General features: G+C 65.4%; 20 protein-coding genes. 9 read left to right on the top strand and 11 right to left on the bottom strand.

What is annotated here, in order from left to right; translation table 11 throughout:
* Positions 1–71 precede the first annotated feature (71 nt).
* On the bottom strand, positions 72–926 hold the full coding sequence (locus MUG98_RS15580) for an ABC transporter permease (protein WP_265108359.1): 855 nt from the start codon (positions 924–926) through the stop codon (positions 72–74).
* Positions 923–1,849 (bottom strand): ABC transporter permease, encoded by a 927-nt coding sequence (locus MUG98_RS15575; protein WP_265108358.1) that lies wholly within the window; start codon positions 1,847–1,849, stop codon positions 923–925. Before MUG98_RS15575 ends, MUG98_RS15580 begins: the two co-directional genes overlap by 4 nt.
* Before the next feature lie 282 nt (positions 1,850–2,131).
* Here MUG98_RS15575 and MUG98_RS15570 point away from each other — a divergent pair, with 282 nt between their 5' ends.
* The 5 genes from MUG98_RS15570 (at position 2,132) to MUG98_RS15550 (ending at position 7,488) form a co-directional block, all read left to right on the top strand.
* Entirely contained in the window at positions 2,132–2,590 is a 459-nt protein-coding gene (locus MUG98_RS15570; protein ID WP_265108357.1) for an Lrp/AsnC family transcriptional regulator, read from the top strand.
* On the top strand, positions 2,587–3,474 hold the full coding sequence (locus tag MUG98_RS15565) for a dimethylarginine dimethylaminohydrolase family protein (protein WP_265108356.1): 888 nt from the start codon (positions 2,587–2,589) through the stop codon (positions 3,472–3,474). The genes MUG98_RS15570 and MUG98_RS15565 overlap by 4 nt, the downstream gene beginning before the upstream one ends.
* Positions 3,475–3,568: 94 nt before the next feature.
* Positions 3,569–4,963: an aspartate aminotransferase family protein gene (locus MUG98_RS15560; RefSeq protein WP_265108355.1), complete on the top strand. Its 1,395-nt coding sequence runs from the start codon at positions 3,569–3,571 to the stop codon at positions 4,961–4,963.
* Positions 4,964–4,971: 8 nt separating this feature from the next.
* Positions 4,972–6,315 (top strand): aspartate aminotransferase family protein, encoded by a 1,344-nt coding sequence (locus MUG98_RS15555; RefSeq protein WP_265108354.1) that lies wholly within the window; start codon positions 4,972–4,974, stop codon positions 6,313–6,315.
* A gap of 6 nt (positions 6,316–6,321) precedes the next feature.
* Complete coding sequence (locus MUG98_RS15550) at positions 6,322–7,488, top strand: NAD(P)/FAD-dependent oxidoreductase (RefSeq protein WP_265108353.1); 1,167 nt, start codon at positions 6,322–6,324, stop codon at positions 7,486–7,488.
* A gap of 95 nt (positions 7,489–7,583) precedes the next feature.
* Here the strand turns inward: MUG98_RS15550 and glmS are convergent, their stop codons facing one another.
* The 4 genes from glmS to MUG98_RS15530 form a co-directional block, all read right to left on the bottom strand.
* Complete coding sequence (gene glmS, locus MUG98_RS15545) at positions 7,584–8,030, bottom strand: methylaspartate mutase subunit S (RefSeq protein WP_265108352.1); 447 nt, start codon at positions 8,028–8,030, stop codon at positions 7,584–7,586.
* Positions 8,031–8,281: 251 nt separating this feature from the next.
* Complete coding sequence (locus tag MUG98_RS15540) at positions 8,282–8,992, bottom strand: phosphoribosyltransferase family protein (RefSeq protein ID WP_265108351.1); 711 nt, start codon at positions 8,990–8,992, stop codon at positions 8,282–8,284.
* A gap of 179 nt (positions 8,993–9,171) precedes the next feature.
* Positions 9,172–11,115 (bottom strand): threonine--tRNA ligase, encoded by a 1,944-nt coding sequence (thrS, locus tag MUG98_RS15535; protein ID WP_265108350.1) that lies wholly within the window; start codon positions 11,113–11,115, stop codon positions 9,172–9,174.
* Between the two features lie 212 nt (positions 11,116–11,327).
* A complete protein-coding gene (locus MUG98_RS15530) occupies positions 11,328–13,469 on the bottom strand; it encodes an NERD domain-containing protein (RefSeq protein WP_265108349.1) in 2,142 nt (713 codons plus the stop codon).
* 137 nt (positions 13,470–13,606) lie between these two features.
* Here MUG98_RS15530 and MUG98_RS15525 point away from each other — a divergent pair, with 137 nt between their 5' ends.
* Both MUG98_RS15525 and MUG98_RS15520 read left to right on the top strand, forming a co-directional pair.
* Positions 13,607–14,308 carry a ribulose-1,5-bisphosphate 5-phosphatase gene (locus MUG98_RS15525; protein WP_265108348.1) on the top strand — a complete coding sequence of 234 codons (702 nt, stop codon included), beginning with the start codon at positions 13,607–13,609 and terminating at the stop codon, positions 14,306–14,308.
* The gene (locus MUG98_RS15520) at positions 14,305–14,946 is read left to right on the top strand and encodes a ribulose-1-phosphate aldolase (RefSeq protein ID WP_265108347.1); all 642 of its coding nucleotides are present in this window, start codon (positions 14,305–14,307) and stop codon (positions 14,944–14,946) included. The genes MUG98_RS15525 and MUG98_RS15520 overlap by 4 nt, the downstream gene beginning before the upstream one ends.
* Positions 14,947–15,019: 73 nt before the next feature.
* On the opposite strand, the gene MUG98_RS15515 is transcribed toward MUG98_RS15520, so the two are convergent.
* Positions 15,020–15,604: a PQQ-binding-like beta-propeller repeat protein gene (locus MUG98_RS15515; protein ID WP_345779810.1), complete on the bottom strand. Its 585-nt coding sequence runs from the start codon at positions 15,602–15,604 to the stop codon at positions 15,020–15,022.
* A 217-nt stretch (positions 15,605–15,821) separates the two neighbouring features.
* Here MUG98_RS15515 and MUG98_RS25660 point away from each other — a divergent pair, with 217 nt between their 5' ends.
* Positions 15,822–16,193: a hypothetical protein gene (locus tag MUG98_RS25660; RefSeq protein ID WP_486606243.1), complete on the top strand. Its 372-nt coding sequence runs from the start codon at positions 15,822–15,824 to the stop codon at positions 16,191–16,193.
* A 103-nt stretch (positions 16,194–16,296) separates the two neighbouring features.
* Here MUG98_RS25660 and MUG98_RS15505 read toward each other — a convergent pair whose 3' ends face one another.
* Positions 16,297–16,788, bottom strand: coding sequence for an NUDIX domain-containing protein (locus MUG98_RS15505; protein WP_265108346.1), 492 nt, complete (start codon positions 16,786–16,788; stop codon positions 16,297–16,299).
* A gap of 52 nt (positions 16,789–16,840) precedes the next feature.
* Positions 16,841–17,368, bottom strand: a complete 528-nt coding sequence (gene pyrE / locus MUG98_RS15500) for an orotate phosphoribosyltransferase (RefSeq protein WP_265108345.1) — start codon at positions 17,366–17,368, stop codon at positions 16,841–16,843.
* A 159-nt stretch (positions 17,369–17,527) separates the two neighbouring features.
* Between pyrE and MUG98_RS15495 the strand changes: the two genes are divergently transcribed.
* Positions 17,528–18,706, top strand: a complete 1,179-nt coding sequence (locus MUG98_RS15495) for a M24 family metallopeptidase (protein WP_265108344.1) — start codon at positions 17,528–17,530, stop codon at positions 18,704–18,706.
* Between the two features lie 164 nt (positions 18,707–18,870).
* Here MUG98_RS15495 and MUG98_RS15490 read toward each other — a convergent pair whose 3' ends face one another.
* Both MUG98_RS15490 and MUG98_RS15485 read right to left on the bottom strand, forming a co-directional pair.
* Complete coding sequence (locus MUG98_RS15490; protein ID WP_265108343.1) at positions 18,871–21,999, bottom strand: FAD-binding and (Fe-S)-binding domain-containing protein; 3,129 nt, start codon at positions 21,997–21,999, stop codon at positions 18,871–18,873.
* 5 nt (positions 22,000–22,004) lie between these two features.
* Positions 22,005–22,988, bottom strand: a complete 984-nt coding sequence (locus MUG98_RS15485; RefSeq protein ID WP_265108342.1) for a D-2-hydroxyacid dehydrogenase — start codon at positions 22,986–22,988, stop codon at positions 22,005–22,007.
* Positions 22,989–23,051 lie beyond the last annotated feature (63 nt).

Below are 23,051 nucleotides of genomic sequence, written 5' to 3'. Positions count from 1 at the left end.
TTCTTTTCGTCAAATGTATCTCACAGTGATAAGGTTTATGGATAAATGCCGGGCCAGAGGAACTATTTATGTTACCAGACTGGCCCTTCGATCCACTGTGCGAGTCCGACGAGGAGTAGCGTCGCGATGAGAATGAGCGACGCGATGACGTTCACTCCCGGCGAGATTCCCTGCCTGACCATCGAGAAGAAGAAGATCGGAAGCGTGTTCTCCCGGCCGATGACGAAGAACGTGACGACGAAGTCGTCGAAGCTCATCGCGAACGCGAGCAGCGAACCGGCGACCACGCCCGGTTTGATCACCGGGAACGTCACGTACCGGAACGTCTCCAGTTCGTTCGCGCCGAGGTCCATCGCTGCCTCCTCCAGCGTCCGATCGAACGACTGGAGCCTGGCGGCGACGACGACGGCGACGAAACTGATCCCGAAGGCGATGTGCGCGATCATCGCCGTCTGAATCCCCAGGCTCATGCCGACGATATTGAAGAACAACAGCAGCGAGATCCCCATCACGATGCTCGGGATGATGATCGGCATGTAGACGAGGCCGATGAACAGCCCCTTTCCGGGGAAGTCGTATCGGTCCAGTGCGAACGCGAGCATCGTACCGAAGACGGCGCTCACAAGCACTGTCACGACGGCAATCTCGAGCGAGTACAGCAGCGACTGAAACGCGGCGTCTGGATTGATCCGAGCGACGGTCTCGCCGGCGAGCAGGGCTTCGTACCACTCCGTCGTGAACCCCTGCCAGACGACGGCGTGTCGGGAGTCGTTGAACGAGAGCGCGATGACGACGACGATCGGAACGTACAGGAACAGATAGACGAGCAGCGCCTGAAAGGCGAGGGCGACGGACGCGTATTCGAAGAGACGAGACCGCACCCGGCGCACCCGTTTCGAGAACGACGGGCCGTCGGCGAGGCTCACGCCAGATCACCGTCCCCGTAGCGCTGGTAGATCCCGATCGCGGCGAGCATGACCCCCATGAGGACGAACGACGCGGCGGCCCCGAGCGGCCAGTTCCCGGCCGAACCGAACTGGTTCGCGATGAAGTTCCCGATCATCTGGCTCCGTGTCCCGCCGAGCAGTTCCGGAATGACGTACGCACCGGTCGTCGGTATGAACACGAGAATGCTCCCGGCGATTACGCCGGGCATCGAGAGCGGGAAAATCACTCTGCGAAACGCCTCGAACCGATCGGCACCGAGGTCCATCGCCGCTTCCTGGAGGGTGAAATCGATCTGCTCGATGCTGGCGTAGACCGGCAAGATCATGAACGGAATCCAGATGTAGGTCAACCCGACGATCACCGCAAACTGCGTGTTCATCAACGACTGTCCCGTCTCGTAAAACGGCAGAATTCCGAGGGCGTTCGTCAGGATGCTGTTTCGCGCCAGCAGGATCTGGATCGCGTACACGCGAACGAGATACGAGGCCCAGAACGGCAGGATGACGAGCACGAGGAGCACGCTCTGGTAGCGAGACGGCGCGACGTGACCGATGTAGTACGCCGTCGGATACCCGATGGCGAGCGAGACGGCGGTCGAGAGGAGTCCGTACGCGATGCTCTTTATCGTTAGCTGGACGTACGGGGTCGGTTCGCCGGCGGCGAGTCCGAGTTCGATCGGAACCAGTCCGTCGACGATCCAGGCGATCGTCCACCAGATCGCCTGCAGAACCGACGCGTCCGATGGCACGACGAAGAGCCTGTACTGCTGGAGTCCGAGGTGTTCCGCGCCCAGCAGCACCTCCCCGAACGCGCCACGCTCGCCGAAGCTGTAATAGAACATCACTCCCAGCGGGATCAGGAAAAACACCGTCAACCAGAACAGGCTCGGTGTGACGTTCACGACTAGTCCGGTCCATCGATTCCGGCGGACAGCCCGGACCGCTCGACGAACCGACGACGGTTCTCCGCTCTCGATACTGTGCTCGGCTCCCATGGGTGTCCTTCTCGACCATTGCCCCTCCAAGCACCAAATAAGTTTTGACAGTGGTCCAATTACACCGATAATCTTCCCCTTCAGTGGTATTTTTGACAAACGTTATACTGTAGCTCCGAGAACGACGAGTAACAACCGAAATGTAAACCGATGAAAACACATAGGACACGAGAGCCGAAAGGAATCGGTATGGAGCTCGACGAAGTTGACAGGAAGATTCTGAAGATTCTTCAGGCCGACGGACGAACGGCTCTGTCGGAGATCGCGCGTCGACTCGATATGGGCTCGGCGACGATTCACGAACGTGCGAATCGCCTGGAGTCGGAAGGATACATCCGGGAGTACCGAGCCGTACTCGACCCGGAACTGCTCGAGATCAACCAGGTCGCGTTCGTTCGTATCAGCACCGAACCGGGCCGGTTCTCGGAAGTCGCGGAGCGACTCGTCGAGGAACCCGACGTCCAGGAGATCCACGAGATCACCGGCGACGCCGACCTCCAGCTGAAGGTCCGAGTCCGCGAGCGCAGCGAACTCACCGAGTTGCTCCGTCAAATCGGCTCCTACGAGGGCGTCCGCGAAACCTCGACCGACGTCGCGCTCCGGAACGTCAAGGAAGAACAGGCACTCAACCTCGACACCGATCGATGAGTACGATGTGGGAACTCTCACCTTCCGTGAGCTCGGAAGTCGGTCGCCTGGAGCGGGTACTCGTCCACGAACCGGGATCCGAGTTCAACACGGTCGTCGACCCCGACGCGTGGAACTGGGACGGCCTCCCGCGCCAGAAGAAAGTCGCCGAGGAACACGGGGCCCTCGTCGACGAACTCGAGGACAACGGCGTTACGGTCCACTACCTGGGCGACGTCCCGGAGCAGTTCGCGGAGTCGCTTTTCGTTCGCGACGTCGGTTTTGCCGTCGAGGGCGGGATGTGCATCGGCAAGATGGTCGAGGAAACGCGACGCGGTGAAGAATGCCACGTCACCGAACGATGCGTCGAACTCGGCTCCCCGATCTACCATTCGGTGCACGGTCCCGGGAGCTTCGAGGTCGGCAACGTCGTCTGGGTGGACGAGGAGACCATCGCGATCGGGCGCTCTCAGACGACCAACGCCGAAGGTATTCGACAGGTTCGAACGCTGCTCGAGACCTACGACATCGACGTCGTCGAGGTACCGATCTTCGGCAGCACCGACAGCACCGGTCAAACCCACCTGGCGCTCGTGTTCTCGATGGTCACGTCCGAACTCGCGCTCGTGTACCCGGAGGCAGTTCCGGACGAGTTCCTCGAACTGCTCGCGGATCGCGGCATCGACGCCATCCCGGTTCCGATGCGCGAACAGCGAAACCGGGCCACGAGCACCGTCGTCGTCGAGCCCGGGTCGGTTTTGCTGCCGGCGGGGAACCAGACCGTCCGATCGGCGCTTCGCGACCGCGGGATCGAGGTGACGGAGTTGTCGATCAGGGAGACGAAGAAGGCCGGCGGTGGCCTGAAGGGACTCGTACTGCCCCTCGAGCGCGCCCCTCCTGAGTGATGTTTACGGGTATTTCGGTTTTGTTTCGTACTAATTTCGGCTAGCCTCCAGTAACTCCAAAGATTTATTGGACACCCCTCCGTCGTTGTCGCCGATGAGTCTTGGTGACGAGGAACACGAGTACGACCACGCCGAACTGCTGCGCCAGCGAACGCCGGAGAGCGAACGACTGCACGAGCGTGCAGCGGACGTAACGCCGCTCGGAGTCGAGTCGAACGTCCGTGCGTTCGATCCGTACCCTTTCTACATCGACGAAGCCGACGGTTCGTACGTCTACGACGTCGACGATAACGAGTACCTCGACTTCTTGCTGGCTCTCGGGCCGATCATCCTCGGACACGGCCACCCCGACGTGCGCGAGGCAGCGAAGACGCAGGTCGACACGTGCGACCTCACGGCGACGCCACAGCCGATCGCCATCGAGTTCATGGAGAAGATCGTCGAGTTGACCCCGAGCATCGAGATGGTTCGCCTCGCCAACAGCGGCACCGAGGCGACGATGCACGCGCTCCGGGTCGCCCGTTCGTACACGGGGAAAGAGAAGATCGCCAAACCCGAGGGCGGGTACGCGGGCGCACACGACTACGCGCTCCAGAGCGTCTACGCCAGCGAGGAGGCGCTCGGTCCCGCGGATCGACCGAACACGGTCTCGTACGGCACCGGAATCCCCGATGCCGTCAGCGATACGGTCGTCGCCTTCCCGTTCAACGACAAGGAAGCCACGGAGGAGATCCTGCGCGAACAGGCCGACGACCTCGCGGCGGTCATCATCGAGCCCGTGATGTTCTCCTGTGGCTGTCTCAAACCGCGTGACGGCTACCACGAGTTCCTTCGCGACCTGACCGAGGAACTCGGCATCGTCCTCATCTGGGACGAAGTGATGACCGGCTTCCGGCTGGGCCTCGGGAGCGCACAGGAGCGATTCGGCGTCACGCCCGACATGACCACTTTCGCGAAGGTCGCCGGCGGCGGCTACCAGACCGGCGGCTTCGGCGGGACAGCCGAGATCATGCGTGAAATCGAGCCGCCGGAGAAGAACGAAGACGAGAAGTGGCACTCCTCTGCGTTCCACGGCGGCACCTACAACGGCCATCCCGTCTCCGCCGCGGCGGGGCTGAAGACCCTCGAAATCCTCGAAGAAGAAGACGTCTACGACCACATCGAACGCCTCGGCGATCGGCTCTTCACCGGCCTGCAGGAGGTCGCCGACGACGTCGGCCTTCCGGTGAACGTCCAGCACGTCGGGTCGATGGGGCAGGTGTACATGACCGACGCGGACATTCACTTCTACCGCGACAGCTGGAAGTCGAACGACGAGCAGTTCGCCGACTGGTGGCTCGAGGCCGCCGGTCGCGGCGTGCTGTTCGGCAATCCGATGCAGGGAGAACGGTTCTTCACGACGTACACGCACACCGACGAGCAGATCGACGATGCGCTGGAAGTCGCCGAGGAGGCGTTCCGGGCGGTCGATCATCCGTACGATAACTGACCCAACTTATGGCCCCAAATCAGGAATCCACGGCCCGGACCGACGACGTGATCGAAAAGTACGACGAGTACGTCATGCCCATCGCCAAGGGGTACGATCCGTTCTCGATCGAGCGAGCGGAGGGAACGACGATGGTGACGGCCGACGGCGAGGAGTACCTCGATTGCTTCTCGGGTATCTCGGTGACGAACGCAGGCCACAACCACCCGGCAGTCGTCGACGCGGCGAAGGACCAACTCGACGACCTCGTTCACACCTGTTCGTACGTCTACCGGAATCGGCCGGTCGCGGACCTCGCCGAGAAACTCGCCGAGATCACGCCGGGCGACCTGCAGAAGTCGTTCTTCTGTAATTCCGGAACCGAAGCCGTCGAGGGCGCCGTCAAACTGGCCCGCAAGTACACCGGCTCGACGGAGGTCGTCGCCCTCGAGATGGCCTTTCACGGCCGCACTCTCGGGAGCCTCGCGCTGACGGGTAATCACGGCTACAAGCACGGGATGGCCCCGACGCTCAACGACGTCACGCACGCACCGGCGCCGTACCAGTACCGCTCGCCGTACGGGGACTGCTCGGAGGAGGAGTTCGCCGCGCGCGCAGCGGCGGAACTCGAGCGGGTGATCGGCACGCACACGAGCACCGATCTCGCGGCGATCGTCGTCGAACCGGTCATGGGCGAGGGCGGGATCATCGTGCCGCCGGCGGACTACCTGCAGCGGGTGAAAGACGTCGCTCACGACCACGGCGCGCTGTTCATCGCCGACGAAGTCCAGACGGGGTACGGCCGGACCGGCGACCTGTTCGCCTGCGACGGCGCGGGCGTGAACCCGGACATCCTCACGCAGGCGAAGGGGATCGCCGACGGCCTCCCCCTCGGGGCGTTCACCGCACCTGCCGAGATCGCCGACGCGTTCGAGGCCGGCGACCACCTCTCGACGTTCGGCGGCAACCCCGTCTGCTGTGCCGCCGCGCTCGCGAATATCGACGCGTTACGGGACGGCATCGTCGACAACGCCCGCGAGCAGGGCGAGTGGCTCGGCGACAGACTGGCAGCCCTCGAGGCCGAATTCGATCGCGTCGGCGAGACTCGCGGAACAGGACTCATGTACGGCGTGGAACTCGTCGATCCGACCGACGGATCCGGGGTCGACGGAGACGATTCGGCCGCTCCTGCGCCGACGAGCGAGGCGGCGAAAGCGATTCAAACGCACGCCCGCGACGAACACGACGTCCTGATCGGGGTCGGCGGCTACCACAAGAACGTGCTCCGGTTCCAGCCGCCGCTGACCATCGCCCGCGAGGAACTCGAACGCGCGGTTACCGCGATCGAGGACGGACTGGGGACGATCGGGTAAATCGCGATGACTGACGAAACACACTGCGACGTTGCGATAGTGGGTGGCGGCGTCATCGGCTGTGCAGTGGCGCGGGCGCTCGCGCCGGCGTTCGACGTGACGCTGTTCGAACGAGACGTGATCGCGAGCGGCGCGACCGCCCGCGCCGCAGGTGAGGTCACGACGATCCCGTCGTACACCGACTACCCCGGCATCGGCGAGTACGCGATGGACTTCTTTCGCGAGTACGACGGGCACGAACGCGTCGAATTCAGCGAGCGGCACAGTCTCGAACTCGTCGTGCCCGCTAGCGAGGATGCGGCTCGACGGCGAACCGACCGCCTCTCTTCGGAGGGGTTCGACGTGTCGTTCCTCGAGCCAGCCGACGTCGAACGTCGATACCCCCGATTCGATCTGGAGTCGTACGCCGGAGCGGTCCGTCACGGCGACACGGGGTTTATCGACCCGTACACGCTGACGATGGCCCTCGCGACGGACGCCGAAGAGAACGGCGCGAACCTGCGAACGGGAACGCAGGTCGACGAACTCGTCGTCGAGGACGGGCAGGTCGCGGGCGTCGACACGGCGTCCGGTATCGTCCGCGCCGACCACGTCGTGGTGGCCGCGGGCTGGCGGACTCCGGCGTTTCTCCGCGACCACGTCGAACTGCCGATCCGACCCTATCGAACGCAGATTCTCGTCCTCGAACCGGACGAGCCTATGGGCGAGTCGTTCCCGATGGGCTGGATCCCCGGCAAGCACGTCTACTTCCGTCCCGAACTGAACGGCGACCTGCTGGTCGGCGGCTGGTCGTTTGCCGAGGACGACCCGGCGGGCGCGAGCAGGGACGCCGACGGGGAGTTCGTCGAACACGTCGCCGACCTCGTTCCGGCGTTCCTTCGATCGCTCGACGAGGCCGGTCTCAGCGGCGACTGGGCCGGAATCGACGCCGCGACGCCCGATACCAGACCGATCGTCGACGCGCCGACCGACGGTCCCGACGGTCTCGTCGTCGCGACCGGCTTTCACGGGCGCGGCGTGATGACCGCACCGGTCGCCGCGGCACTCGTGCGCGCGCTGGTCGTCGACGAGGACGTACCGTTTCCGACCGCTCCGTTCGAACTCGATCGGTTCGACGATCGGTCGGGGGACTTCGAATTCGTCAGCATCAGCGATGGGGCGGACAATCACTGACGGGTCGCTGGTCCGGATTCCCCATCTGTCCACCTGTCTGGCCCACTGCTCGCCAGTCGATATCGGACGCTAAAACGTAATCCGACGCGTCCGGATCAGGCCGAGAGGGTCTGATTCTCTCGTTCGGCCTCCGTCGAGCGCATATCCAGATCGGCTTTCAGCGCCTCGATCGCCTCTTCGGGATCGGTTTCGGAGTCGAAGACCCGATCGAATCCCATCTCGCGGAACTTCGTGCGCGTCTTCTCGAAGTCGTCCTGGCCGACGGCGAGGTTGCCGCCGATGTAGGTGGTGACGTCGAGGTCTGACTCCGCGATCCGCTGGTGGAACCCCTGACAGTCCTGCTCGGCGTGGCCGTACAGCGACGAGACGAGTACGGCTTCGGCGTCCCGGGACGTTGCGGCTTCGATGAACTCCTCCTGGGACGTCTGGACGCCCAGGTTGACGACGTCGAACCCACTCGCCTCCAGCGCCTGTTCGAGAATGGTAATCCCGACGACGTGCGCATCGGAACCGATCACGCCGAGGATGACTGTCTGCGTCATGGTCGTACCACCACAAACTGCGGGGACCCACATAAACTTAATCATTAATCATGTGTGGGTCGATCACACGGTAGCCGTCTTGCGATAGTGCCCATTCGTCGAGCGCAACTGCCGGTCGCGAGACCGAATCGATAGCTCGAATGCGAACCGGGCATACGAGAGCAATCGTTCCGCGAGGGAACTCGACGAACGTCCGTTCCACTGCCGTCTCCGTCGTACCGGTCGCGGAGACTCTCCGCGGATCGAGACGATCAGACGGTCGTGAGCGCACCGACCGGGGCGTCGGTCCGTTCGCGCGCCCGCTCGATCCCGTCTTCCCCGGCGGCGATGAGGGCGAAGACGCCGGCCACGTCCGCTTCGGCCGTCTCGACGATGTCGAGGAGGAGTTCCTGCGTCTCGCCCGATCGGATGAGGTCGTCCACGACGAGGACGGATTCCCCGGAATCGATCGCGGCGGCGGGCAGGTAGTAGGTGAGTTCGATCCCGGACTCGAGGCGCTCGCGAGCCTCGATGAAGTCCTCGACGGCGGTTTCCTTGCGTTTCTTCGCGTAGGCACACCGCGTGCCGTAGTAACTCGCCAGCGCCGCGGCCAGGGTGATCCCGTCGGTCGCGGCGGTGAGGACGACGTCCGGCCGATCGAACTCGTAGCCGTTCGCGACGACCGGGGCGACGAGATCCAGGAACGACTGGTCGAAGACCGTTCCGGAGTTGTCGACGTACCCTTCGTCGTCGACCCGGATCCGGGCCTCGAGTTCGTCGGCCAGCGCCTCCCGTCCGAGGTCGTCGACGATCTCCCGCGCGCGATCGGTGCCGGGGAGGACGTGCCCGTTGACGTACCGGTTGAGATCGCCCGCCGGGAGTCCGGTCGTCGCGGCGAGTTCCTCGTAGGTCCGGGTCTCCTTCAGCATCCGCAACACGTCGACGGCCCGCAACTGGAGGGCAGCCTTCTCGGCTCTGTTCATGCTGGATATCCACGATTCCACAAGTATGGGTATTTCGATCCTTCTCAATCCGTACGATCAGCACGAACGTGGTTCTGCCGGGGAACCGGACGATCGAACACCGGATCGTCGATCGCGGACCGGGGCGCCGAGAAACCGAGCCAGAGTGGCTCGAACGTCGAAGCGATCCCGGTGCGGTCTCAGTCCTGCAGGAAGTCCGGTTCCGTCCGCTGCTCGTCCCGTTCGGCCTCGAGATGATCGCGGAACGCCTCGATTTCGACGTCGTACTCCTGGTCCTCGAAGCGATCGCGGACCGAGATGTTCCCCGCTTCTTCCTCGTCGTCGCCGACGATGATCTGGTAGGGGACCCGATCGTCGTGGGCCGCGCGGATCTTGCGCTCGAGCGTCGAGTCGCGATCGTCGACCTCGACGCGGAAGTCGTCGAACTCGTTTGCGATCCGATGGGCGTAGCCGAGGTTGTCGTCGGAGATCGGCAGCATGCGGACCTGTTCGGGAGCCAGCCACAGCGGGAACCGTCCCTCGTAGTGCTCGATGAGCATCATGAAGAACCGCTCGTAGCTGCCGTACAGCGCGCGGTGGATCATGACGGGGCGGTGCTCCTCGTTGTCCTCGCCCACGTAGGAGAGGTCGAACCGCTCGGGCATGTTGAAGTCGAGTTGCACCGTCGGGCCGTCCCACGAGCGCCCGATCGCGTCCTCGAACGCGAAGTCGATCTTCGGCCCGTAGAACGCGCCGTCGCCCTCCTCGAGTTCGTACTCGTGGCCGTGGTCCTCCAGGACGCTCTCGAGTTGGGACTCCGCGCGCTCCCAGATCTCGTCGCTGCCGACGCTCTTCTCGGGGCGCGTCGCGAGGGCCATCTCGTACTCGAGGTCGAACGTCTCGAGGACGTCCGTGATCATGTCCATGATCTCCTCGACCTCGCGCTCGATCTGGTTGGGGCGGATGAACAGGTGGCCGTCGTCGATCGTAAACGCCCAGACCCGGGAGAGGCCCGACAACTCGCCGCGCTGCTCTTTCCGGTAGACTTTGCCGTTCTCGGCGTACCGAACGGGGAGGTCGCGGTAGCTCCAGGAGTGGTCCTGGAAGATGGCGGCGTGGCCGGGACAGTTCATCGGCTTCAGGCCGAACTCGTCGTCGCCGACGTCGAAGATGAACATGTCGTCCTGGTAGTTCTCGTAGTGACCCGATCGGTGCCAGAGATCCGTCTTGAAGACGTGGGGCGTCTCGACGTAGTCGTACCCCGCGTCCTCGTTCAGATCCCTGACGAACGCCTCGAGTTCCGAGAGGACGGTCTTCCCGGCGGGGTGATAGAGCGGCAGGCCCGGCCCCGTCACGTCCTGAATGGAGAACAGATCCATCTCGTTGCCGATCCGGCGGTGATCGCGCTTCTCGGCCTCGCGTTTGCGCTCCAGGAACGCCTCCAGATCGCTCTCGTCCTCGAAGGCGGTGCCGTAGATCCGCGTCTGCATCGGATTTTCCTCGTCGCCGCGCCAGTAGGCGCCGGCGATCTCGAGCAGTTCGACGACGCCGATCTCGCCCGTCGAGTCGACGTGCGGGCCGGCACAGAGGTCTTCCCACTCGCCCTGGCTGTAGAACGTAACGGTATCGTTCTCGTCGGCGAACTCGGAGAGCAGTTCGAGTTTGTACGGTTCGTCGGCCAGTCGCTCTTCGGCCTCCTCGATCGAGACCGCCTCGCGCTCGATGTCGTAGTCGGCCGCGATGATCTCCTCGATCTCGTCTTCGAGGTCCGCGAGGTCCTCCTCGTCGATTTCCAGGTTGTCGAAGTCGTAGTAGAAGCCCTCGTCCGTCGGCGGCCCGATCGCGAGATCGACGTCGTCGTAGTGGCGCTCGACGGCCTGGGCGAGACAGTGGGCCGCGGAGTGGCGCATGACGTCGAGATACTCGTCCGACTGATCGGTGACGATCTCGAGTTCGGCCCCGTCGTAGACCGGTTCCTCCTTGGCGACGAGGTCGCCGTCGAGTTTGCCGGCGACGGTGTCGCTCCCGAGGCCGGGCCCGATCTCGTAGGCACAGTCCTCGACCGCCGCGCCGGGGTCGACGTCGAGTTCGGATCCGTCTGGCAGTACGACCGCGATCTGCTCCTGTGATTCTGATTCTGACATGGCTGTTACTGTGGCTGTCGCTGATCTGGGAACTTCGGTGAGAAGTTCGGTGGGTGGTCCGCGCGTCCCGCTCGGCCGTGGGTCGGTTCCGACACGGCCGGCGGTAGGTGGAGATTAGAAGCGGGCGAAAGCCCCTGTAAAGCGGACACCTACCATCGTGGATACGCGTAGTCTCGAATGGGATAAAAGCGTTGTGATGGTGCTTGCGCGATTCAGAACTGGTCGATCGTCGTCGCGATCGTCTCGTCGTCTCCCATCTCGTTCTCGAGAGCGGTCGGATCCGGTGCGGGAAACGTGACGACCGGATCGTCGTCCGTGACCGCGTCGACGAGACGATCGATCTCCCGGAACAGTTCGTGGTGGGACCCGGACCCGGTGACCCGACACCAGGCGCGGGTCCGGGTGATGCCGACGAACGCCTCGTTTCGCGGCTTCACTCGCGTGTCGTGCCAGTAGGGATCGTCGAGATAGTCGAGGGACGTCAGGTAGACGGCCGCGGCCTCGTTTCCCTTCGCCCGATTGACTCCCGAGATCGTTACGGCTCCCGGTTCTCTGAAGACGCTCTTGTTTCCTTCCCAGACGAGGTTCGTCTCGAGGCCGCGGTTCCGGAGCCGGTTCGCGAGTTTCTCGCCGGTCGAACGCGTGTCGAACGGCGACCCGAGCGGAATCGCCAGCACGTTCTCGGGTTCGAGCCCGTGCTCGTGGACGTCCGCGGCGATCGCGTCCGCGACGGCGTTGAGTTCGGCGGTCTCGTTCTCGTAGGCCTCGAAATCGACGAACGGCTTCGCTTCCGGAACGTCGGAGAGCGGATGCGGGGAGTGAGCCGCCGGTCGGCGGATCGAAACCGGCTCTCCGGTCCGACGAAAGTCCCCGTCGAGCACCTCGTACCCGATGTCCTCCCACCCCTCCTGTGTCGTAATCGCCTGCACGGCACCGCGCTCGCTCGTGAGTCCCATCCCGAAGACGTGCGCGAGCATCAGGACCGATCGTGGCGTCCGGTAGGACTTGCGCATGACCTGGCTCTTCTGGATGCCACCGGGGTACGAGCCGCTCAGATCGACCGTCGGCTCTCCGTCGTCGTCGACGCCGAAGATGTGTTTCGGACTCGGCGCGGAGAGGCTCGTGAGATTCTGGGCCTCGTCGTAGGCCCAGATCAACCGCTTCGGCGGCGTCAGCGCCCGGTAACACATCTCGTAGAACGCCGGTTCGAAGTCCTGGGCCTCGTCGATGAGGATCGCGTCGTAGCGTTCCTGGATCGGCGCGTCCTCGACGAGTTCCCGACAGCAGGCATCGAACAGGTCGCCCGGGCCCAGATCGCCGAACTCGTCCTTGGCAGTCCCGACGGTGCGAGGAGAGACGCCCGCGTCCTGGGCGACCTTGTAGTACATTCCGTGCTCGCTCTTGCCACCCCACCCGTGGAGGATCTCGAGCCGATCCCAGTCGGGGTCGTCGCCGCCCAGACCGGTGTAGAACCGGCGGACGGATTCGCGAACCGTCTGATAGAGGCTCCGCGTGTTGAACGTGAGGGCGATCCGCCAGTCGGGGTGTCTTGCGTGCATCGCCGCGGCCTTCCGCGCGATGAGCGCGGTCTTGCCGGACCCGGCGATGCCGCGGATCTGCTGGGGGCCGTCCGGGATCTGGATGCCGATTTCCTCCTGTCGGTCGTCGAATCGTTCGAGCCCCTTCTGGACGGTCTCGTAGAGCCCCGCTTTCGTCGTCCCGTCCGCCAGGACCGGGCCCCGATCGCCGCTGATCGCCTGCCCCCCGCCGAGGACCGCCCGCGCGTCGGCGTACTGTTCGCTCGTCAGTTCGGTCTCGCCGGGCAGCGACTCGAAGACCTCGCGCAGCGACGCGCTCGTGAGATCGTCCTGCAGGATCACCCGCGGTGCCGACGGGAGGTCGTCGAACCCCCGTTCTTCCCACTCCCTGCGGCTGACGTTCGGCAACGCGACGAGCGGGGTCATCGTGATGTGGCAGTTGCCGCGCTCGTCGACCAGCGTCGGTTCGCGCATCATCGGCGATCGGAGCCGGAACCCGTGGTCACGCGCCTGCGAGTACGGAGCCGCGTGATCCTGTCTCGTCCCCCGCAAGGACCACCGTGCGCCCGCTATCGACTCGATGTGGTCGATCCGATACCCCTTGCACTCGATCACGACGAGTCCGTAGCGCCTGTGCAGGAGGACGAAGTCCGCCTCCCGGTCTAACTCGTCGTTTTGCTGGTCGACGATCGGATATCGGTAGTAACAGATGCCGTCGTCCTCTGGCGTGAAACACCGCTTGAGCCGCCCCCAGACGGTCAACTCGGCGTCGACGCCGGCCGTAGCCGGGTCGTATTCAGATGAGATGAATTTCACGGCTGGTGGCAGGAATCGGGCCGTGATAAACCAACCGGGATTCCCGGACGATCGGGATTTCGCCGCGACCTCTCGGTTCGGAGCGACGCCGTCCACGCAACCGGTACTCGTTTTTCCCGCCCGGTCGACGTACGCGTATGACTGCGAACGCCGTGTTGTTCGACTTCGACGACACGTTCTACCCGTACCCGCCGTGTAATCGCGCAGGGAAGGACGCCGCCCGGGAAACCGCCCTGGAACTGGGCTACGAGTTCGACACCGAGTCGTTCGAGGCCTTCTACCAGACAGGTCGTCGGAACGTGAAACGAGAGGTCCCCGGGACGGCCGCCTCCCACGAGCGGTACCTCTACTTCAAAGCCGCCATCGAGGAACACACGGGGACGGCGAAGCCGGACGACGCGCTGGCCCTCGGGAACGCCTACTGGAACGCCTACTTCGAGGCGATGGAGCTCTTTCCGGGCGTCGAGGACACGCTCGCCGCTCTCCGGGAGGCGGGGATCGACGTCGCCATCGTGACCAACCTCACGACGCGGATTCAACTCGAGAAACTCGATCGACTGGGTCTCGGGCCCGACATCGATCTCTTGCTCACGTCCGAGGAGACCGGCCGGGAGAAACCGGGGGCGGTCATGTTCACGCTCCCGCTGGTACGACTCGATCGCCGAGCGTCGGAGACGGTGATGGTCGGCGACGACGTCGCGGCCGACGTCGTGGGAGCAAACGCCGTCGGTCTCGAGACGGTGCTGTTCAACGCCGACCCCGACGACCCCCTCGAGGGCCAGCGGGAACCCGACCACAGGATAGATGCGTTCGCGGAGCTAACGGAGGTGGTACTGTGATCCTCAAGTCCGAACGACGACTCGTCGTCGAGTACGCTTCGGATCTCGCGACGCTGACGCCCGGTCGAACGGGCAATCTCAGCGTTCGCGACGGGACCGACGGCGACGCCTTCACGATCACACCGACGGGCGTCCCCTACGCCAGTTTCGACGACGCGGACGTCCCCGTCGTCGGCGTCGACGGCGAACAGCGCGACGGCCGGATGGCACCCAGCAGCGAGGTGCCGATGCACGCCGCCATCTACCGGCGCGAAGACGTCGGCGCGATCGTCCACACCCACTCGCCGTGGTCGACGACGATGGCGGTTGCTCACGAACCGCTGCCGCCGATCCACTACATGATCGTCGCCGTGGGCAAGCGCGTCCCCGTCGCCGAGTACGCGCCCTACGGGACCGACGAACTCGCGGAGAACATCGTGGCGGCGATGGAGGCGGCCGACGCGACGGCGTCGTTCATCGAGAACCACGGCCTGGTCGTCACTGCCCCCGATATCGAGGCCGCCCTCGAGAACACGGCCCACGTCGAGAGTCTCGCTCGGCTCTATCTCGAGGCGCGATCGGCCGGTCTGGAGCCTGAGACGCTCTCGGACGAGCAACTCGAGACGGTGATCGAGAAGTTCGAATCCTACGGGCAGTGACTCGCCGCGCTCCCGCGAATAATAGCGTCGTCGAGTCCCGTTTCGGAACAGAACGCCATCGAGTCGAGATCGCTCACTCCCGGAACGCCACGACGCGATCGTGAGTCGCGACGTATAGCGTCGAGTCTGCAGCGGCGAGTCGGACGACGCCGCCAACGCCGACCACGTTCCGCTCCCAGAGCCGCTCGCCGGATTCGCTGTCCAGTGCGATCAGCGGGTTCCCGGCGTACACCGTACCGTTGGCGGAGATTGCGCTGGCGTGCCCGCTCACGTCGGCCGTCCACCGCCGGCCACCGTCGGGACGTATCGCGCGGAGTCCCGCTCCGATCGTCGCTGACGGCACGACGACTGGTCCGTCCTCGGTGGTGGTGAGCTGGAGCGGATTGTAGTCGAGTTCGATTTCGGTCCGGTCCTCCCCGGATGGCTCGGCGACCAGCACGGCGCCATCGTCGCGGCCGGGAGCATACAGTGGAACGTCGATCAGCTCCTCCCCGACGACGGGTTGTGCCGATTCGATCGGGTAGTCACGCCGCGTCCGCCAGCGTGCCTCCAGTACTCGACCGTCGACCTCGTACCTGACGAGAATGCCCGAAAATGCTGCGTACAACGCATCGCCGGCGGACGCCACGTTCCGCACCCAGTCGTCGCGCTCGCGCACGACCTCGCCGGTATCCGCGTGGAGCGTCCAGTACCGATCCCGGCCCGCGACGAACGCGTATCCGCTCTGCTCGTGTACGCCCCTGATCCGGGACGGTGGTCCGCCATCGTTCCTCCCCGTCGAGCGATCGCGCCACCAGATCCGGCTCTTGAAGCGCCCAGTTCAGCTGATACAGCCGCCCATCGACGTACTTCAGCCCGGCAGGTCCGGCGATACCGTGCTCCCACCGTACCCGTTCGTCGCGGGCGTCGAGTGCCAGCAGTCGACGCTCCGTTGCAACGTACACCGTGTCGTCGACGACGACGAGCCACCCGTCACCGAGCGGCGCGTCGAGGTCGTGTTCCCAGTCGACGCCGGGTTCGGTTCGCGGTGGCGTCGCGCGGGGGTTGTGCCGGCGTTTCGCGGGCCCGTAATCGCGTTCGGCCCACGTTCCTGCCTCGGGACGCCAGTCGGGATCGACGCGGCGCTCCGGCGGACTGCGGCGGACGTCACCGACGCGTTCCCGAGCGGTGGCACATCCGGCGAGGCCGACGATCGCGGCGGATGCGCCCATCAGCACCTGCCGCCGACGCACGGAACGCATGCGTGATGATTATTTTCCCACACCAAAGGGTACGTACATCGCCCAGCATCGGCAGTTCGTCGGCAGTCACGAGCGCATCTCTCGAAATCCGCGTTCGCGAGGGGTTCGCTCAGAGGTACGGTTCGAGCAGGGCCCGGTCGTGGAGGTTCTCGGGAAGCGTTTCGAACCAGCGCGCTGCCGCGATTTCGTCGTCGGTGACACCCAATCGATCGGCGTCGGGGATCGTCCCCTCGGCGCGGGCCGAATAGACGACGTACTGGCCCGAAAACTGCTCTCCGCCGTCGCGTCTCGAGACGTACGTCTGATCGACGACGACGAGCGGCGATCCGATCGTCGCACGCAGCCCCGTTTCTTCGCGGACCTCGCGCCGGGCAGCGTCGATCGGGTCCTCGTCGGGTTCGACGCCGCCCCCGGGCAGGATCCAGCCGTCGGACCAGCCGTTTTCGACGAGTGCGATCCGCCCGTCGGGATCGATCACTCGCGCCGCGGCCGTCAGTCCGGATCCCTCGATCGCCCACGCTCGAAGGGACGCCAGTCTCGATCGTGACAGTCGAACGGTCTGCCGTTCTCGAGGAACGTCTGACGAGATTTCGTGGCTCATTGCGCCGATTCGTTCGATTTCGAGTGCGTCGACGGGATGGTGCCGGTCAGCGTCAGTCCCGATCGGCCAGCAGTTCCTCGGCCGTCACGAGCGCCTCCATCTCGACGCCCGCGTCCGCGACGTTCTCGCGGCCGCCTTCCTGCCGATCGACGACGACCAGCGCCCGATCGACGGTCGCGCCGGCGTCGCGCAGCGCCTCGACGGCGTCGACGAGACTCGTTCCCGTCGTGACGATGTCCTCGACGACGACGACCGTCTCGCCCTCTTCCAAGCGGCCCTCGATCTGGTTCGCGGTGCCGTACTCCTTGCGCTGTTTGCGGGCGATGACGTAGGGGACGCCCGCGGCGACGCTGGTCGCGGCCGCCAGCGGGACCCCGCCGAGCGCCACGCCGCCGAGTTTGTCGTCGTCCGCGAGTCGATCGGCGAAGGCCTCGGCGATGGCCTCGAGACAGCGCGGGTCGGTCTCGAAGAGGTACTTGTCGACGTAGTACTCGCTCGTGCCGCCGTGGGCGAGTTCGAACTCGCCGAACTGCACGGCCTCCGACTCGCGCAGGGCGTCGATGAGATCCTGGGTCGTCATTGTCCGGACAGGCGCGTTCGACCGAAATAAGCGGTGTGGAACCGCGACGTCGACTCGCCCCGTCACCCGCTCGAACGAATGTACACACTATCCGTTTTCGACATCTACGAAAAACTTTTACCACTCCTGATCGACTGACTCGGTAGAGCACGCGTTACCATGTCTCAGGATATTTTCGACGAGCGAGAGTACGAACGACGGCTGACCCGGACGAAAGAACGGCTCCGCGAGGAGCGCCTCGACGCGATCGTCGTCGCCGATCCGGCGAACATGAACTACCTCGCGGGGTACGACGGCTGGTCGTTCTACGTCCACCAGGCGGTCGTCGTCACCCCGGACCGCGACGAACCGGTCTGGGTCGGCCGCGAGATGGACGCGAACGGCGCTCGGGCGACCACCTGGCTCTCGGAGGAGAGCATCCGCTCCTACAGCGACGACCACGTCCAGTCGCCGTACGACCTCCATCCGATGGACTACGTCGCCGGCGTCCTCGAGGAACTCGACGTCGCGGACGGCCGGATCGGTCTCGAGATGGACGCCTCCTACTTCACGGCGAAATCCTACACGCGCCTGCAGGAGAACCTCCCCGAGGCCGAGTTCGAGGATACCACCTTGCTGGTCAACTGGGTTCGCATCACGAAGTCCGAACAGGAACTCGAGTACATGCGCGAGGCCGCCCGCATCTCGGAGAACGCGATGCAGGCGGGGCTCGACGTCATCGAGGAAGGGGTTCCGGAGTACGAAGCCGCGGCCGCGATTTACGACCAATTGATCACCGGCACCGAGGAGTACGGCGGCGACTACCCGTCCATCGTCCCGCTGATGCCCTCCGGCGATCACACCGGCACGCCGCACCTGACTTGGACCGATCGGCCGTTTCGGGACGGCGATCCGGTCATCATCGAACTCTCCGGCTGTCGGCACCGATACCACTCACCGCTCGCGCGCACGACCTTCGTCGGCGATCCGCCCGAGGAAATCGAACACACCGCGGAGGTCGTCGTCGAAGGACTCGAGGCAGCCCTCGACGTGGCAGAACCGGGCGTCACCTGCGAAGCCGTCGAGAAAGCCTGGCGGGAGACCATCGCCCAGTACGACATCGAGAAGGAGGATCGAATCGGCTACTCGATGGGACTGGGCTACCCGCCGGACTGGGGCGAACACACCGCGAGCCTGCGGCCGGGCGACGAGACGGTCCTCGAGGAGGACATGACCTTCCACATGATCCCCGGCATCTGGACCGACGACTTCGGCGTCGAGATCAGCGAGACGTTCCACGTCACCGGCAGCGGTGCCGAGACGCTCGCCGAGTTCCCGCGGGAACTGTTCACCACGTAGGATCGAGTCGCCGAACGCCCACGAACGCCGTTTTCCGTTTTGAGCGACGGACGGCGAATCCGGATCAGCGATCGGCGACGAGTCGGCGCTCCGCCGACTCGAAACGCCGACCGGCCCGCCGCTCCGACGAGTCGAAGCGGCCGACCGGCCCGCCGTGATCGCTCTCACGCCGAAAGCGTTGCAGCGACTTTCTCGATCGGATGCGGCGGCTCCCCACAGCCGTCGTGGGCCGAGAGTTGCGTTCGACAGGACGCGCCGGGCGCGACGACCGTCTCGCCGTCGCTCTCGTCGACCTGCTCGAACAGGATCCGACCGATCGCTCGGCTCAGCGAGTAGTGTTCGGCCTCGTAGCCGAAGGAACCGGCCATCCCACAACAGCCCGAATCGAGCGCGTCGACCTCGTAACCGACCGTCTCGAGGACGGTGGCCGCGTGCCCGTCCTTCTTCGTCGCCTTCTGGTGGCAGTGGCCGTGATAGGTCAGTCGCTCCGCCGGTTCTTCGCTGGCTGCGGTGGGCAGCCCGGACGCCAGTTCGAACCGATCGAGGAACTCCATGACGCCGTAGGTACTCGCTGCGACTCGCTCCGCGTCGCGGCCGGTGAGGAGGTCCAGGTAATCCGACTGGACCATCACCGCGTCGGAGGGTTCGACCAGAACGATTTCCCAGCCGTCCGCGACACGGGGTGCCAGCGCCTCGACGTTGGTTCGGGCGCGCTCCCGTGAAACGTCGAGAAAGCCCTTCGAGTGCGCCGGACGGCCGGTCGAGGTCACCCCGTCGGGAATCGCGACGTGGACACCTGCGGTCTCGAGTACCTGAACGGCCGCCTTCCCCGCCCGCGGGTAGTTGTAGTTAGTGTACGTATCGGGGAAGAGGAGGACCTTCCGGGAGGCCTCCTCGAGCGGAATCCGGGAACCGCCGCGCGCGTCGAACCAGTCCTCGAAGCTCTCGTCGGCGAACGACGGGAGGTCGCGTTCGCGTGCGATGCCGACGGTCTTCTCGGCGATCGTCCCGGCACCGGGGAGCGACGCGGCCCAGTTCGAGAGCGGCGCGAGCGCGGAGCCGATCGCGTTCAGCCGATCGACGTCGGCGAAGAGCCGATCGCGGAGGCTCGCGCCGTTTTCCCGGTGGTTCGCGTGTTCGACCTCGGCCTTGAGTTTCGCCACGTCGACCTCGCTCGGGCAGTCCCGCGCACAGCCCTTGCAGCCGATACAGAGATCCATCACTTCGGCCAGGAACTCCGGATCGGTGGCCTCGGCGTCGAGTTCGCCGTTCATCGCGCCTCGGAGCATGTTCGCGCGCCCGCGAGTGCTCAGCCCCTCTTCCTCTGCCGCGCGGTAGGTCGGGCACATCACGCCGCCGGTCGTCTCCTGGGACCCGCGACACCCGGCACAGCCGTGACAGAGTTCGACCATGCCCTGCATGCCGTTGTCGGTGTTCCACTCGAGAGCGGGCTCGAAGCCGGCGTCGAACTCGTAGTCCGGCGAAAAGCGGAGCCGTTCGTCCATTTTGTGGTCGCCGCAGACGTTTCCGGGGTTGTACAGCCAATCGGGATCGAACGCCGTCTTCAGGTCGCGGAAGAGCGACCAGACGTCGTCGCCGTAGAGTTTCCGGTTCCACTGGGTCCGGGCGCGACCGTCGCCGTGTTCGCCCGAGACCGACCCGCCGTACTCGACGACGAGATCGGTGACGGCGTCCGAGATCGCCTCGAACTGGTTCAGGCCGGCCGGGCTCTTGGTGTCGACCAGCGGCCGCATGTGCATGCAACCGGGACCGGCGTGGGCGTAGAAGCTCGCGAACGTGTCCCGTTCCTCGAGTACCTCCTGAAAGTCGGCGACGTAGTCCGCGAGGTTCTCGGTCGGGACGGCGGTATCCTCGATGAAGGAGATGTGCTTGGCGTCCGACGTCCTCGAAAGGAGGATCGGTGCCGCGCTCTTGCGGAGCTTCCAGAGGTCGGCGCGGGCGTCGGGTTCGTAGGCTTCGATGGCGTCGAACGCGCGGACGGGGTCGTCCGCGGTATCGGTTTCGGTGCCGGCCGCACCGGGCCCGCCGTTCGGTGTCGGAGCCTGCGGGTCGGGGAGCCGATCGGCGAGCAGTTCGGAGACCGTCGCCCGAGCGTCGGCCTCGCTGTCGGCGTAGAACTCGACGAGCAGCGCCGTCTCGGTTCCCGCGGGGAGGGTCGCAGCCACGTCGGCGAACTCCTCGGTGTCGCGGGCGAGGTCGAGCAACACGTCGTCGATCGCCTCGATCGCTGCGGGGTCGTGGTTGCGGACGATCGTATCGACGTCGGCCATCGCCTCGAGCAGGTCCCCGTAGGTCAACAGGACGACGCCCGTCGTCTCGGGAATCGGCTCGAGCGAGACCGTCGCTTCCGTGACGACGCCGAGGGTCCCCTCGCTGCCGGCGAAGACGCGGGCGAGGTTGACGGTCGCGTCGGGATCGGGATCGCCGTCGATCGCGGCCGCGCCGTCGGTGTTCTCGTCGAATGCGTCCGGCTCGCCGTAGGCCTCCGCGACCAGTCGATCGAGGTTGTAGCCGGAGACGTTCCGTTTGAGTTGCGGGAAGACGTCGCGAACGGCGTCGGCTTCCTCGTCGACGACGCGGCGGAGCGCCTCGTGAATTCGCCCGAGCAGGTCGCCGTCCGGGTCGGCGCGCTCGCGGAGTTCGGCGACCGTCACCTCACCGAACCGTTCGACGGAGCCGTCGGCGAGGACGCCCTCCACGGCCTCCACGTAGGCGTCCGTCTTGCCGTACTGCAGCGAGTGCGCCCCGGTGGAGTTGTTGCCGATCGCGCCGCCGATCGTGCTCCGATTCCCCGCGGCGGGATCGGGCGCGAATTTCAGGCCGTGTGATTCGAGGTCGTCGTTCAGGTCCGCGAGGACCGTCCCCGCCTGTACGGTCGCCAGTCGTTCGTCGGGCGCGACTGCGAGCACGTCGCCCATGTGCGTCGTGAGATCGAGGACGACGGCCTCGTTGACCGCCTGGCCGGCGAGGCTGGTGCCGCCGCCCCGCGGAAGGACCGGAACCCCCTCGTCGGCACAGTAGTCGACGACGGCGGCGACGTCGCCGGTCGACGCCGGAAAGACGACGCCGACGGGCGTCGCCTCGTAGGCGCTCGCGTCGGTCGCGTAGAGTCGTCTGTTGTAGTCGTCGAAGCGGACCTCGCCGTCGATGCGGTTTCGCAGCGCCGACACGAGTTCCGGGCGGTCGACGTCGCCACCGACGTAGTCGTACTCGGCTCGCGGGTCCGCCGCCGGATCGCTGGCGTCGGTCGGAGAATCGTCGTTCGTCGCCATCGATCTCAGCTCGAATCGGGCTGGTACACCGCGTTCTCCAGGTCACCGCCGGTCTCGAGCGCCTCGACGTTGTGCGCGACGATGTCGGCCAGCCGCTCCCAGTGCTTCGGCGTGTGGCCGCCGGTGTGTGGCGTAATGAGACAGTTCTCGAGGTCCCAGAGCGGGTGGTCGTTCGGGAGCGGTTCGGGGTCGGTGACGTCGAGGGCGGCGCCACGGATCGTGCTCGACTGGAGCGCCGAGACGAGCGCGTCGGTATCGACAATGGCGCCGCGCGCCGCGTTGACCACGACGGCGTTCGGCGGGAGCGTCGCCAGTTCCTCCTCGCCGACGAGCCCGCGCGTCAGGTCGTTGAGCGGACACGCGAGGACGACGTAGTCGCTCCGGGCGAACGCGTCGTGGACGTCGTCGGCCTCGAAGCCGAGCACCTCGTCGGTCGGACCCCCCTTCTCGGGCGTGTAGCGGATGCCGATCGTCTCGACCTCGAACCCCCCGAGGCGCGTTACGATCTCCTGGCCGATCGAGCCGAGGCCGACGATCGTCACGGTGCTGTCGGTGAACTCGAACGACTGGAAGTGTCGCCACTCGCCGTTTTGCTTGCGCCGCCACCCCTCGTGAAGCCGCCGGGAGAAGACGAGCATGTTCCCGATGGCCTGCTCCGCGATTCCGGGAGCGTGGATTCCACCCGCGTTCGTCACCGTGACGCCGTGGTCAGCCAGCGCGTCCGTCGGCACGTGATCGGTGCCGGCGAAGGTGCACGCGAACAGTTCGAGTCGGTCGGCCCGCTCGAGGAGGTCCGCTTCGATCGTGATGCCGGTCACGACCCGCGCCTGCGGGACGAGGTCGCGCTCTTCTTTCGGCGTCCGCGCGAGTGCGACGGTGTGATCGGACAGTCGCTCGCGCAGGGCTTCGGCGTACGATTCCATCGACAGTCCTTCCGTCCCCTCTCGGAGAACGACGACGTCCGGATGTGCGTCTGAATGTGCGTTCATGTGGGGTCTCCCGCGTCGCGGTGACGCGTTTCGTTGCCACTGGATCGAGACGCACCCGATCGC

It is taken from the genome of Halosolutus halophilus (assembly GCF_022869805.1).
Classification (GTDB): Archaea; Halobacteriota; Halobacteria; order Halobacteriales; family Natrialbaceae; genus Halosolutus; species Halosolutus halophilus.
Note: the sequence above shows the minus strand (reverse complement) of the source record. Positions and strands in the feature narration are given on the sequence as shown.

Coding starts and splice junctions, on each gene's coding strand:
- MUG98_RS15570 (WP_265108357.1), top strand. CDS start 2,132: ATGGAGCTCGACGAAGTTGACAGGAAGATTCTGAAGATTCTTCAGGCC.
- MUG98_RS15565 (WP_265108356.1), top strand. CDS start 2,587: ATGAGTACGATGTGGGAACTCTCACCTTCCGTGAGCTCGGAAGTCGGT.
- MUG98_RS15560 (WP_265108355.1), top strand. CDS start 3,569: ATGAGTCTTGGTGACGAGGAACACGAGTACGACCACGCCGAACTGCTG.
- MUG98_RS15555 (WP_265108354.1), top strand. CDS start 4,972: ATGGCCCCAAATCAGGAATCCACGGCCCGGACCGACGACGTGATCGAA.
- MUG98_RS15550 (WP_265108353.1), top strand. CDS start 6,322: ATGACTGACGAAACACACTGCGACGTTGCGATAGTGGGTGGCGGCGTC.
- glmS (WP_265108352.1), bottom strand. CDS start 8,030: ATGACGCAGACAGTCATCCTCGGCGTGATCGGTTCCGATGCGCACGTC.
- MUG98_RS15540 (WP_265108351.1), bottom strand. CDS start 8,992: ATGAACAGAGCCGAGAAGGCTGCCCTCCAGTTGCGGGCCGTCGACGTG.
- thrS (WP_265108350.1), bottom strand. CDS start 11,115: ATGTCAGAATCAGAATCACAGGAGCAGATCGCGGTCGTACTGCCAGAC.
- MUG98_RS15525 (WP_265108348.1), top strand. CDS start 13,607: ATGACTGCGAACGCCGTGTTGTTCGACTTCGACGACACGTTCTACCCG.
- MUG98_RS15505 (WP_265108346.1), bottom strand. CDS start 16,788: ATGAGCCACGAAATCTCGTCAGACGTTCCTCGAGAACGGCAGACCGTT.
- pyrE (WP_265108345.1), bottom strand. CDS start 17,368: ATGACGACCCAGGATCTCATCGACGCCCTGCGCGAGTCGGAGGCCGTG.
- MUG98_RS15495 (WP_265108344.1), top strand. CDS start 17,528: ATGTCTCAGGATATTTTCGACGAGCGAGAGTACGAACGACGGCTGACC.
- MUG98_RS15490 (WP_265108343.1), bottom strand. CDS start 21,999: ATGGCGACGAACGACGATTCTCCGACCGACGCCAGCGATCCGGCGGCG.
- MUG98_RS15485 (WP_265108342.1), bottom strand. CDS start 22,988: ATGAACGCACATTCAGACGCACATCCGGACGTCGTCGTTCTCCGAGAG.